This is a genomic window from Kovacikia sp. CALU 1929, assembly GCF_056784235.1.
On record NZ_JBXBCF010000097.1, the window covers coordinates 87,622 to 99,868 of the forward strand.

Genomic DNA, 12,247 nt, shown 5'->3' on the forward strand with positions numbered 1-12,247 from the left:
ATCAATCCTTCCGTCGTTGTTCAACTTCCCCATGCGCTTTCAGCAGAGCCGCCAGCCGTTGACGCATCAGAATGCCTGGTTTGTCTGAAGGCATGTGCTGTTCTGCTCGGATATTTAGCGGAGCATCATAATCGGTTGTTTCCAGAACTTCTCGGTCTTCCTGGGTCACAATCCGGTCAAAGGCGATCACATCATCCGCTTTGGCTTCCGCTTCCGTGTCATTCCTGAAACAAAATTGAATGATCTGGGAGGTTTTGTCATCAATGGGAGTCACCGCGTTAAAAATCAGGTGAATCAAGCCATTCGGGTAATGAATTTTGAGGGTGCGGGCAAAGGGCATATACCAGCAACGTTCATTAGTCCGAATCGTTGTTTCGTCAGCAATTCGCAGGTTTTTCTTTTGCATGTCTGGGTTCAATACCTGCACCCAATGCTTCATGACAAACCCGGTTTCGGTTTCCACAATTTCATCAATCGGCGGTGGCACAGGATTGCTCTCATCCCCCCAGGAAGTCGCATGGACAAAGTGACCGTGGGCACCGTCAAAGGAGTTTTCCATAATTCTGAGACCGCTGGCATTCCAGGTTTCATAGAACTCGTGAATCAGGCGAAAACGGGGATCGTTTGATTCGGAAATTTCTGGAATGGTATTTAACGGTTCGCCTAAACAGACCCAGACATAGTCGTACTTTTCCTGGCAGCGGTAGGCACTCACCTGATAGCTTTTGGGAATGGTGCTCTTCTCTAACTGGGGAACCTTGACACAAGTTCCTTCCCCATTGAATGACCAGCCATGATAGGGGCAGCGAATGTTGCCTTCCACCACCTTTCCTTTCGATAGTTGGGCTGACCGATGGCAGCAGCGATCGCTCACTGCCGCCGGTTTCCCCTCCCCATCCAGCCACAGTACCAGCGGTTCCCCCATCAGGGTGAATGCCTGGGGACCAGAATGCAGAGACGCGACAGGGACAACGGGGTACCAGAACCGCTTCAGAACAGGTTGCTTTGTGATCAGCATAGATAAGGAGGCGATCGCTGCAAGGGAAACCGTCAGATTTTAAAGGAATGATCAATCTGAAACAGTAATTGAGGTAGCGGTTTGCTAACTACCTTACCCAATTCCCTCAATCACGGGATGGAAATAAAATGCCAGCCCCAATACAGTGTAAGTCGCTAATAGAAGTGCCCCTTCTAACCAATTCGATCGCCCATCGGAGCTAATCGAATTGGCAATCAACACCGACACTGCCACTGCCACCAGTTCAAATGGGTTAAAGTCCAGATCCATTGGTTTGTCCAGGAACCAACCCACAATCACCAGCACGGGAGCAACAAACAACGCAATTTGCATACTGGAACCGACTGCCACAGACACCGACAGATCCATTTTGTTTTTTAGTGCGACGGTCACGGCGGTGGCATGTTCGGCAGCATTACCCACCACCGGCAGCAGAATTACCCCGGTAAACAGAGCAGTTAATCCCAGGCGGGCAGTGGCTGCTTCCAGAGTGCCAACCAATAGTTCAGATTCGATCGCCACCAACAGCGTCGCTGACAGCAACACTGCAATCCAGCGCCAAAGACTAGGGTTTGGTTCTGACACATCCTCAATCAACTGATCTTCTACCCGATCCGCCTGGGCGGATTCAGCAACCCCAACCTCATAAAGATAATTATGGGTTTGCATGGAAAACAGAAGACTTAAACCGTAGACCAGAATCAGGACGATCGCGACCGCCACTGATAGAGTTTGAATCGTGGCTTCATCAATTCCATCCGAGGTGTAGTCAACCGCTGTTGGCAGCAGTAAGGCAATCACCGCTAGATTCATGGATGAGGCATTCACCCGCGCCACCACGGACTGAAACTCCTGCTCCTTATAGCGCAGACCACCCAAAAACATAGATAATCCCATCACCAGCAACAGATTGCTGATAATTGAACCTGTCAGGCTGGCTTTGACCACATCAATTAGTCCAGCATTGAGGGCAACCAGGGCAATGATCAGTTCAGTTGCATTGCCAAAGGTGGCATTCAGCAATCCTCCTAAAGATGGACCTACAACCACAGCAATTTCTTCCGTTGCGGTGCCCATCCAAGCTGCCAAGGGAATGATCCCCAACCCAGCAGTCACAAATACCGTCAGCGATCCCCATCCTAAAAAGTGGGCTGTAATTGAGATTGGAATAAAGACTAAAAAGCCAATAAAAATAAGGTTTTTGAGGGAAAAGATGCTTTTGAAGGACATGAGACATGGATGCTGGTTACATGTCCAGCGTTACTGTGTATCAAATTATTTCATTTGTTGTCGAAATCACAAAGTCTTATTGTGATCCCTTAAAGCAGGATTAATTTTGTCTACAATCTGCGGTTGAATCAGTTATGGTACGGTCAACCGAATGGGGCTGGAAACCAGAGTATTGATGATTGTATTGATGATTCGCGTTAAAATCGCCCCTGACAAGAGTTTTACGCACTGGACTCAAAACCGATTGAGAACGATTCCATTCCTGTCACTCTACCTTTGAGCCATAGTCAATTTTCAGTTCAACTTTGGGGTTTACATTGCATCGATCGCCCCGTCAGGCTTTACCCCTTCTAATTTCTAATCCTCGGCTTTACAACCCAGCACCTGGTATCGCTGCCTGCTGTTCAGCCCTAAATCTTCTTGCCTTTTTGTGACGATTTTCCTTGCAACGGTTTCCTGATTTTTTCGTTAATGGCTTCAGCCGCAACGGCTTGAAGCAGTTCTTTCATGTCTTTCTGCCCTTCTGGAACTTTTTCTATGACTTTATCTGATACGAATTCTGATGCCACTTCAAGCCAGTCTCTAGCGGCTCAGTTGGCAATTGCCGAATATGCGAAGGTTCATAAAGGCAATGGTTCTGCTCTCTTAACCCATAGACAATCGTCCCAGTCAGGTACTACTGCCGATCCCGCCAGCGATCCCCTACAAACGGCAAGGGGGGTTTACATTACAGTTCACGGTCACTTCTACCAGCCTCCTCGGGAAAACCCCTATCTGGACGCGATTGAGCGCCAGCCCAGCGCTGCTCCCTTCCACGACTGGAATGAGCAGATTCATTACGAGTGCTATCGCCCCAACGCCTTTGCCAGGGTGATGGATGACCACGGGCAAGTGACGGGGATCATCAATAACTATGAGTTTCTCAGCTTTAACATCGGTCCCACACTGATGAACTGGATGGAGCGGTACGATCTGGAAACCTATCAGCGCATCCTGGAGGCAGACCGCAAAAGCTGTGAGCGTTTGAATGGGCATGGAAACGCGATCGCCCAGGTTTATAACCACATCATCATGCCTCTGGCAAATGATCACGATAAGATTACCCAGATTCGTTGGGGTAAGGAAGATTTCCGGTCCCGCTTTGGGCGTGATCCCGAAGGCATGTGGCTGGCAGAAACGGCGATCGATTACGCCACTCTGGAAGCTCTGGTGGCAGAAGGGATCAAATTTATCATTCTGGCTCCTTCCCAGGCACAGCGCTGTCGCCCTATCCTGGCTGACAATCCTCACCCTGAATGGATTGAAGTGGGAGGTAGCCAAATCGATCCCACCCGTCCCTACCGCTGTTATTTGAGGGGATCGGAACCTGAACCGGGCGAACCGAGATCCCACCGCACACTTCCTTACATCGACATCTTTTTCTACGACGGTCCCATCTCCCGCGATATGGGATTTGATGACAGCGCCCTCAGCAATTCCTACCAATTCGCCAGTCGTTTGGGGCAGGCAGTTCGGGGTGATCATCGTCCAGCGCAACTGATTGCAGTAGCAACCGATGGTGAAACCTTTGGGCACCACAAAGGTGGGACTGAGAAATGTCTGGCATACAGCTTTGCTTGCGAGTTTCCTCAGCGGGGTTGGACCGTGACCAACTTTGCCCATTACCTTTCGCTCAATCCGCCGACCTGGGAAGTAGAACTCAAGCCTGTGACTGCCTGGAGCTGTGCCCACGGAGTCGATCGCTGGCAGGATGATTGTGGCTGCGGTGGCGGCGGCGGGTGGCACCAGCAGTGGCGGCGTCCCCTGCGAGATGCCCTGGATTGGCTGCGGGATCAATTGATTAAGGTCTATGAAGAGGCAGGCAGAAAGGTATTCCGCGATCCCTGGCTGGCACGGGATGAATATATCCAGGTGATTCGCGATCGCACGCCCTCAACGATTACTGCCTTTCTTAATCGCCACCAGGCTCATAGACTGAACTCCGCAGAGCGAACCGATGCCTTGCGCCTGCTGGAAATGCAGCGTCATGCTCTGCTGATGTACACCAGTTGCGGCTGGTTTTTTGAAGAACTGTCCCGCCCAGAAGGGACTCAGATTCTTCGCTATGCTGCCAGGGCACTGGAACTTGCTGGAGATGTGACTGGCATCCAGCTAGAAAAAGCGTTCATCAAACGTCTGGGAACAGCACCCAGTAATGTGGATTGCTTCAAGCATGGGGCTGAAGTGTATCGCCAGCTTGTGAAGTCGGCTCAGATCAGCCTGGAGCAGGTCGCTGCCCACTATGCCATCAGTTCCCTGTTCACGAACTTTGCTAAAGAGCAATCTGTTTACTGCTATACCGCTCATCAAGTGGACTATCAGCTTCAGCGGATGGGCGCACTGACTCTGGCAGTTGGGCAACTCCAACTGACTTCGGAGATTACGCGGGAAACTGCCAATCTGGTGTTTGCTGTGTTGCACCTGGGCGGCTGGGACTTTCACTGCTGCATCCAACCCTTCTCTGGACGGCGCGACTACAGCTCAATGAAAGAGCGCCTGTTTGAGCCACTGCAACGAGCCAGTGCTGCCCAAACGATCCTGGCAATGAGCCAGGTGTTTGGCAATCAGTCCTACAGCTTGCAAAGTCTGTTTGCCGAGGAACGCCACCGGATCATGCAGCTATTGACCCAGGAGACGCTGACCCGTCTGGATCAACTTTATACCCAGGTCTATCGGGACAATTACGGCGTGTTGATGGCATTCCACCGCGACGATCTGCCCGTGCCGCAGGAGCTTCAGGTGGCGGCTGAGATCGCCCTCAGTCACCGGGTTTTACTCTCTATCCGTGCCCTGGAGCAGGAAAGCAGTGATTTATCCTCTGAGCCAAACCAGATGGGGCTAAACCACCTGGCAGAATTGGAGGCGATCGCCACTGAATCAGCTCACATGCGCTGCCAGATTAATCTGCCCGAAGCCAGACAAACCTTAGAGCGGCTGATTCTGCGATCGCTGTGGCAACTTCTACATAATTTTGATCCTGCCACCTGCGAAGCCGATGGGCATCGGCTAGAGCGGCTGATCGACCTGGGACAGCAAATGAATCTGGGGCTATCCCTCGCGCAGGCACAGGAGCTTTACTTCTATTGCTTAAATAGCTGGATTATTCCCGCAGTCCTGAACCAGGTGAAAGTGACACAAGCCAGAACTGCTTCCGCCTCAAACGCTTCCATTCAAACCGTTCACCTCCGTTCTCTGCTGCGCCTGGGACAAAAACTGGCAGTTGATGTGAACAGTTTGTTAGCCGAGTTATCGGGCTAATTCTTAAAGTTATGGCGAAGAAGTACTCGCCTATCCTGGGTAAAAAGCGTAAAGTAGATAGGGTTAACTAAAATTAGTGATGGATCCTACCCTTCGCTTTAACACGGTAATCACGTCACATTGTAATCACGATTGATGCGAGGAGCTGAATTAAATGAAAATGCGTGTTTTGTCTGCTTTCGGCGCTGCCGCTGTGTTGATGGGGGCTTCCCTCCCAGCATCGGCACAGACGGCTGAAACGCCAGTTCTTCCAGACGAGACGATTTCCGGTGTCCCTTCCCAAGTTTTGCCAACTCCCCCAGTTCTGACGGCAAAATACACTCTGCCGATGGATATTCGAGTGGCTAAAGACGAAAGCATTACGACCAATACTCCTTTGACTGACCAGTACGGCACCGATCTTGCTAAGTGGGGCGAATCAGTGTCCGAGTGCCTCAAGTCTAAACCTATTCTGGTGAGGGTTGTGGGTGACGAGTCAGTTCCCTTTGTTGTCGGCGGTTCCGAAGGGCGGCTGAAGTTGAATGCAAGTGATAAGGCAGTCTGCTCCCTGTAATTGATGGCAGCTTAATTAGTCAGCAGTAGTTAACCACTTCTGCTTCTGTGCAAAATCAAAAAGGCTGAATCATGTCAATGATTCAGCCTTTCTAAGTTATTTGTCAAATTCGGTTAAAGTTCCCCACAACGCCGTCTTACCTCAGTTTTTGACCTGGTTAAAACCAGGTGGGCACCAGTTGTCTTGGCTTAAAGTTTCCGGGTACATGCCCGGTCTACTGCTGCCAGACGTTTAAGGTTCCCTTAGTGACAAGACATAGATCATAAAACATTATTGGCAGTCACCAACGTCGTAGTAGAACCTTCCCCTATTTTAGCGGTTGATTTGCGAATCTGCATAGGTGGCAAGCAAGGATGCTGCTGACCGTCTCTTTAAAGGGCGGCATTAGCTGACTGGCGCAACCTGTGGGAGATCGGAATTTTGTTCCAGATTACCCAGATTGCGCTCATCCACTTCACCCGTTGTCAGAAAGCGGAACGTTTCCTGATAAAGACTTTGCCAGAAGCGGTTACTCATGCCCTGACTGATTTCGGTTGGATCAACCATTGGGTGAGGTACCAAATCCTGTGCCCGATAGAAGTAGTAGCGGTTGCCCTGCTGCTCTTCGCCGGTCTTTTCATAAAAGTCCTGGTTGGTCTGAATGTCTGCCGCATCTTCGTTTTCTGTCAGCACCATGAAAATGGGGGTATCTCGAAGGGCACGAATCGCGTTGGGACTCATAATATAGTTGCAGCCGAATCGATCAACCGCTGTTAAGCAGCCAACTGGAAATTGGAGGTCAGGATCCCAACCAGTTTCTTTAATGTCAAGCGGACCTGCCAGGTTGATGTATTTGCGGTTGCTTTGCCCGTAAACTTTGAGCAGCGGGGCATAGGCAACCACCTTCTCAATCCGCTCTGAACGGGCAGATGCTAGCCCCAGGGCAACTGAGCCTCCTACCGAAAGCCCAACAGTGTAAACGGGTCCCGGCATCGATTCCAGTTCATCCAACCGTGCTTCAGCACCGGATAGAAGTTCCATATGATTGGAGGTAAAGTAAGTTTCAAAGTCGGGATTGTTGGGCGACTCGATGGAACGGATGATGTCGAGCGATCGCGGCTCAAGGGCGACTAGACGAGCCACCAGTGCCATTTGCTGTAAGGGGTTGGGGTGCCCGATGCCACCATCTGTTTTTGCAAGGTTGGCAAAAAAAGTTTGCAACACCGGGTCTTTCTGGATCTTTTGCTTCAGCGGGTCGGCAATTTCGGGTTTGAGGTCAACCTGGGGCCAATTCTTTGCTGGATTTAGAAAAGCCTGACCCGCAACCCCACATTGATAGACGTTAAACCCATTCTGAAACAGGTAGTCTGCCAGTCGCCACATCTGATGGGGTTTGGCACTGAAGCCGTGGAAGACCATGACCGTGCCACGAATGGGTTGTCCAGGTTCGTGAAACAAGTAGTACGGATAGGCACCATCCCGGCGTTCCGGATGGCTGTCAATGCTGTGAATATAAGCATCAATGGCTTGTTTCGCCTGATTGACCTGATCGGCAGTCGGAATTATGGTGTGGTTGATCATGACAAGTCGCTCCTGGGGCTATGGATTCACTTGAACACGGGCCCTTGAAAACGGGGCAATCGAAACAGGGGTACTCGAAAAAGCGGTACGTGAACATTGGATATTTGAACAGCGATCAAACCGTCAGAAAGACGAACCAGGCTGTTTCAGAAATTCTTTTTCATCAGGTGTGGTTGCTCGCCCCAAAATTTGGTTTCGGTGCGGGAATCGCCCAAAGCGATCGATCACGACCCGATGTTTTTCGGCATAGGTGTAGGCACTGCCCACATCGGGATGATCTTGCAGGGGACGAAATAATTCGACGCACTGGTGTTGATCTGACAAGTTCTCACTGTGCATCAAAGGCAGATAAACAAACCAGCGTTTTACAGGAGGAAGCGCCTGGTCAAAACAACGAGCGATCGCCCTTTTAGCCAGTACCAATGCCTGACCATCCGTTGCAAAAGACTGGGGCAAGCCCCGAAACATATTGCGGGGAAACTGATCCAGTAGCAGAATCATTGCCAAAGTCCCCTCTGGGGTTTCCTGCCAATGGTCTAGCTCCCCTGTTGTTGCCTGCTCATAGGCTGAACCGAAACGAGTTGAAATTTCCCGGTCAAACTCCGAGTCTTTTGAAAACCAGACTTTGCGGGCTTCTCCTGTACCAGATTCATTGGGCAGGCGATCGAACCAGAAGTTCAGAATGTCATCAGGTTGAGGCATGGGGGAAGTAGTTGTTAGTTGGTAGTTGCTGGTTGTTCGTGCTTCTCGGTTACTTTTGGCATCCTGTACTAGCTACACTGGAGCTATTTTATTTTTCCTACTGAATTTGAGTGATCTTTCAACAAATTAGGGCGCAGGGCAGAACCCCTCATATTCAATGCCCTTCCGCTGCTTCAATCCCCATCCCCATCCCCATCCCCATCCTTCATCCCCATCCCCCTAATACCTGCTCCAAACTCATTTCCAAAAAAGGCGTTGCTGATTTTGGGTATGAATTGAGAGTTGTATGAATTGAAGACTTTCAATTCATACTGCTATTCAGCACCCCCCCTTTCCAAAAATGACCCCACAGACAGGACAGTATTAAGCAACAACAAGCAAAATACTTCCACTATCCGTGGGGTCAAAATTCAAATAAACCCTGTAGCCTTTACCTGTACCCGATACCCTGTACCTGGTACTCAACACTCTGTCTCCTACATTCAAGACATCGCCTGAATAATATAGTCAAAGTAGGGGGAGACTTCAGTCGCATCTTCAGCGGAGAGGAGTCCCAGGGAAGCGGCTTTCAAGCAACGAATTGCCTCTGCCATACCGGGAACGGGTACACCCAGGGCGTTGTACATTTCCCGCGCTCCCACAATGCCGATCGCCTCAACCGGCTCTTTACTGCCGGAGAGAATACCGTATGTGACCAAGCGCAGGTACCAACCATAGTCACGCAGGCAAAGGGCGCGCTGCTTATCACCGTAGGCATTGCCACCGGGAGCAATGAAATCAGGGCGCTTTTTCCAAAGTTCCTTACTGGCTTCTTGTACAATCTTTTTCTCATTTTCAGACAGCGTTGCCGCAATGCGAGTCCGCTGTTCACCCGTTTTAAAAAAGTCTGTCAGTCCTTGAAGTTCGCCGGAGGTTGGATAGCGCAGTTCGTCGTCAGCTAGAAGAATGACTTGACTAATTACACTCATGATTATGGCTGTGTCTGGATATCTCTCAGTAGTTTAGCGACTCAAGGGGACACAAAGGAAGGGGGAATGGGGGAAACCCCCTCATTAACTTTACAAAAGTTAAAAAAGTAGCGCTTTATTTTGGGTGTCCAGAACTGCTGCACGTCATTTGAGGATAGAAGCGATCGCCCTGGATTCGGCGAGCTTTTAACTTTGCCCGCCAGTCTCGGATTGCCATTGCCGTTCGCATCATTGGCGGAATGTAATCCTCTGCGATCGCGCTTTCACGGGGAAAGGGCTTCGGGTTGACATTCATGCAATAAACCAAATTGTCCAGGTACGGCTCTAATTCCAACACCCGCAGAATTTCTTTAGGGGATTGGAAGCGATCGCGAGGAGATACCTTTAGCATCTTGGTTAGCACATTACCAAAGTGCTCACTCACCGTAATGTGATCCTGCCAGCGAATTTCCCCAGTCAGAAATTCATAGTCAAATTCAGCCGGTGGCTTGCCAGATAGGAGATAGAGGCAGGTCACTCCCAGCGCATAGATATCACTGGAATAGATTGGGCGAGAGGCAAGCTGCTCTGGAGGAGAAAACCCAATCGTACCGACAAACTGAGTACTGGAGTGGCGTATGCTGCAAGAATCGGTGACTTGAGCTATTTTTTCCTTAACTGCCCCAAAGTCAATTAATACAAGCCTGCCATCATCTTTGCACCGAATAATGTTAGGGGGTTTGATATCTCGATGAATGACGTGGTTATCGTGGACGTACTGTAAAAGCGGTAAGAATTCTAGCAAAAACCGCTTGACCACCATTTCAGAAAAGGGACCCGAACGCTTTACGTCTCTGGTCAAGGTGCTGCCCCGCACGTACTCCTGGATCAGGTAAAACTCCCCTTCCTCTTCAAAATACTCCAACAGACGTGGAATCTGGGCATGGCTTCCCAGTTTGCTCAGCGTTCTGGCTTCCTGCTCAAATCGTTTCCGAGCTTGATGAAGTGCCGCCGGGTCGCTAACCTTGGGGCATAACTGCTTAATCACACAGAAGGGCTGCCCTGGAAGCAAGCCATCCCGCGCCAGAAAGGTAATACCAAACCCACCTCTGCCAAGAGTTTTGAGAATTTCGTAGCGCTCGCGAAACCGCTGCGGAGAACCACACAGCCGCCCCAGATGGGTCTGATCCAGAGCATCAGCGCGATACTTAGCCAAATCTGCCAGTGAACGATCCATCAGACAGCCACAACTTAAAGTTTCATCAACGAGCTTTGAAGTTTAGCCAGGGAAGAGGTAGAGGGAGCTACAGGAGTTAGAAAGAGTGTTGGATTTTTACTCTGGACTCTTTAGCCTCTAAGTTCTTGTTTCGACTTCCCCCACAGCTTGCTTCCAGTCTAGAAAGAAACACAAGCTTCTGGGGCAAATCTTTAAAGTTCTGGCTGCCAAAAATCGGTTACCTCAAACCCCAACTCATCCAACATCTGGCGGAGTAAAGGAAGACTCAGCCCAATCACATTAGTGTGGCAGCCTTCTAGCTTCTCTACAAACAATCCACCTTTCCCTTCCAGGGCAAAACATCCGGCACAACTGAGCGGTTCTCCGGTTGCCACATAAGCCGCAATCTGGCGATCTCTCACCTCAGCAAAATGCACCTTTGTCATCTGGCAGCGCACCAACATTTGAAAGGATGAAGGATGTAGGGCTGTGCCGTTCCCGAAGGGTAGGCTAAAGACTGAATTTTCTTTTTCATCCTTGATCCTGCCGCTTTCATCTTTCTGCTGAATCTCGATCAGCGCATGTCCGGTGTAGAGTTCCCCAATTTGTCCCCGCATCAACTGCCAGCGGGCGATCGCTTCCTCTGGATTTGCCGGTTTACCATGAATCTCACCCTGGATTGCCAGCACCGAGTCACATCCCATCACCAGCGTTGGCAAATCCGAAGAGTGTACTCGCCTTGCTACCCTTTCTGCTTTCCGCAGTGCCAGTGCTTGCACCAGATCTGTTGGGTCAGATAACTGAACCTGCGATTCATCAAAATCACTCGGTTGAACCACCGGATCAATTCCTACTGATCGCAGCAATCGCTGCCGTGCTGGAGAAGCAGAGGCAAGGACAAAACGAGGAGTGTTCATGGGGCAGCGGAGGGAATGGGGCAGCGGAGAAGGGCAGAGAAGGGAAAAGCAAAAGGCTACTGACCAATGACCAATGACCAGTGAATCTCACCCCTTTCTCCTCACCTTGTTAATACACCGAAAACGAATCGATGACCTGCTTCAACATATCCTGCATCTTGTCCCAGCGATCTTCGGTGGTGGAGGCGTTGAAAGTATAGAGTTTGCCCCGACTGACCGCGACACTTGCCAGGTTATGACGCTCCTGCCCGTTCACTTTCACGGCATACTCCAGGGTGTAGTAGGTCTTGTCGCCAAACTCACGGGATTCTGCGTTGACCAGTTCGGCTTCGCGCCCAGAGCCAGGAGGGGCGATCGCGGTTTTCCCAAGCTGATAGCCTACTTCACCAGGACTTCCCAGTTCGGTTAGTTGTTTGCCGTCCGATACTGGGTTAATCACTACACTGACATTTTCACTTTGCTCAATAATGTCGTGGAAGACTATATCAGCCCCAGTGCTGCTGTTAACTTTTACTGGCAACCAACCATTGGGGTAAAGGAACTGATATCCATCCGTGCTGTCTACGTAGCTCTTTAAGCCACTGACGGGAGAAACACAGCCTTGCAAACTTAAAGCAAACACTAATAACAGCGTTGCCACCAACCGTTTGAGCATCTCTCGAAATTTCTCCTTCGCAGTGTCCATCGAAATCGCCCTACATAAATTCGGAGCGCTTATCTATCATAAATTCTCCCATCTCAGTGACGAATTGTTACTATCGGTAGGCGAGTTTAGGTAAGGTGAGGGGCACACCTCACTCCCCTGCC

10 protein-coding genes and 1 other RNA gene are annotated in these 12,247 nt (G+C 50.3%); 2 read left to right on the forward strand and 9 right to left on the reverse strand.

What is annotated here, in order from left to right:
- Window position 1 precedes the first annotated feature (1 nt).
- A complete protein-coding gene (locus AC1S52_RS27140; RefSeq protein WP_482032167.1) occupies window positions 2-1,018 on the reverse strand; it encodes an aromatic ring-hydroxylating dioxygenase subunit alpha in 1,017 nt (338 codons plus the stop codon).
- A gap of 93 nt (window positions 1,019-1,111) precedes the next feature.
- On the reverse strand, window positions 1,112-2,248 hold the full coding sequence (gene cax, locus AC1S52_RS27145) for a calcium/proton exchanger (RefSeq protein ID WP_482032168.1): 1,137 nt from the start codon (window positions 2,246-2,248) through the stop codon (window positions 1,112-1,114).
- Between the two features lie 537 nt (window positions 2,249-2,785).
- Between cax and AC1S52_RS27150 the strand changes: the two genes are divergently transcribed.
- Together AC1S52_RS27150 and AC1S52_RS27155 are read left to right on the forward strand one after the other, a co-directional pair.
- On the forward strand, window positions 2,786-5,545 hold the full coding sequence (locus tag AC1S52_RS27150) for a DUF3536 domain-containing protein (protein ID WP_482032169.1): 2,760 nt from the start codon (window positions 2,786-2,788) through the stop codon (window positions 5,543-5,545).
- 154 nt (window positions 5,546-5,699) lie between these two features.
- Window positions 5,700-6,098 carry a hypothetical protein gene (locus AC1S52_RS27155; protein WP_482032170.1) on the forward strand — a complete coding sequence of 133 codons (399 nt, stop codon included), beginning with the start codon at window positions 5,700-5,702 and terminating at the stop codon, window positions 6,096-6,098.
- 116 nt (window positions 6,099-6,214) lie between these two features.
- Here AC1S52_RS27155 and ssrS read toward each other — a convergent pair.
- From ssrS to psbP, 7 genes are all read right to left on the reverse strand, one after another.
- Window positions 6,215-6,399: non-coding RNA, 6S RNA (gene ssrS / locus AC1S52_RS27160), on the reverse strand.
- A gap of 83 nt (window positions 6,400-6,482) precedes the next feature.
- Window positions 6,483-7,658 (reverse strand): alpha/beta hydrolase, encoded by a 1,176-nt coding sequence (locus AC1S52_RS27165; RefSeq protein WP_482032171.1) that lies wholly within the window; start codon window positions 7,656-7,658, stop codon window positions 6,483-6,485.
- A 123-nt stretch (window positions 7,659-7,781) separates the two neighbouring features.
- A complete protein-coding gene (locus AC1S52_RS27170; protein ID WP_482032172.1) occupies window positions 7,782-8,360 on the reverse strand; it encodes a DUF924 family protein in 579 nt (192 codons plus the stop codon).
- 482 nt (window positions 8,361-8,842) lie between these two features.
- Window positions 8,843-9,328: an allophycocyanin gene (locus AC1S52_RS27175; RefSeq protein WP_482032173.1), complete on the reverse strand. Its 486-nt coding sequence runs from the start codon at window positions 9,326-9,328 to the stop codon at window positions 8,843-8,845.
- A 115-nt stretch (window positions 9,329-9,443) separates the two neighbouring features.
- Window positions 9,444-10,544: a protein kinase domain-containing protein gene (locus tag AC1S52_RS27180; protein ID WP_482032174.1), complete on the reverse strand. Its 1,101-nt coding sequence runs from the start codon at window positions 10,542-10,544 to the stop codon at window positions 9,444-9,446.
- A 191-nt stretch (window positions 10,545-10,735) separates the two neighbouring features.
- Window positions 10,736-11,440: a Maf family protein gene (locus AC1S52_RS27185; protein WP_482032175.1), complete on the reverse strand. Its 705-nt coding sequence runs from the start codon at window positions 11,438-11,440 to the stop codon at window positions 10,736-10,738.
- Window positions 11,441-11,549: 109 nt separating this feature from the next.
- Entirely contained in the window at window positions 11,550-12,125 is a 576-nt protein-coding gene (gene psbP / locus AC1S52_RS27190; protein ID WP_482032176.1) for a photosystem II reaction center PsbP, read from the reverse strand.
- Window positions 12,126-12,247: the final 122 nt, after the last annotated feature.

Coding starts and splice junctions, on each gene's coding strand:
- AC1S52_RS27140 (WP_482032167.1), bottom strand. CDS start 1,018: ATGCTGATCACAAAGCAACCTGTTCTGAAGCGGTTCTGGTACCCCGTT.
- cax (WP_482032168.1), bottom strand. CDS start 2,248: ATGTCCTTCAAAAGCATCTTTTCCCTCAAAAACCTTATTTTTATTGGC.
- AC1S52_RS27150 (WP_482032169.1), top strand. CDS start 2,786: ATGACTTTATCTGATACGAATTCTGATGCCACTTCAAGCCAGTCTCTA.
- AC1S52_RS27155 (WP_482032170.1), top strand. CDS start 5,700: ATGAAAATGCGTGTTTTGTCTGCTTTCGGCGCTGCCGCTGTGTTGATG.
- AC1S52_RS27165 (WP_482032171.1), bottom strand. CDS start 7,658: ATGATCAACCACACCATAATTCCGACTGCCGATCAGGTCAATCAGGCG.
- AC1S52_RS27170 (WP_482032172.1), bottom strand. CDS start 8,360: ATGCCTCAACCTGATGACATTCTGAACTTCTGGTTCGATCGCCTGCCC.
- AC1S52_RS27175 (WP_482032173.1), bottom strand. CDS start 9,328: ATGAGTGTAATTAGTCAAGTCATTCTTCTAGCTGACGACGAACTGCGC.
- AC1S52_RS27180 (WP_482032174.1), bottom strand. CDS start 10,544: ATGGATCGTTCACTGGCAGATTTGGCTAAGTATCGCGCTGATGCTCTG.
- AC1S52_RS27185 (WP_482032175.1), bottom strand. CDS start 11,440: ATGAACACTCCTCGTTTTGTCCTTGCCTCTGCTTCTCCAGCACGGCAG.
- psbP (WP_482032176.1), bottom strand. CDS start 12,125: ATGGACACTGCGAAGGAGAAATTTCGAGAGATGCTCAAACGGTTGGTG.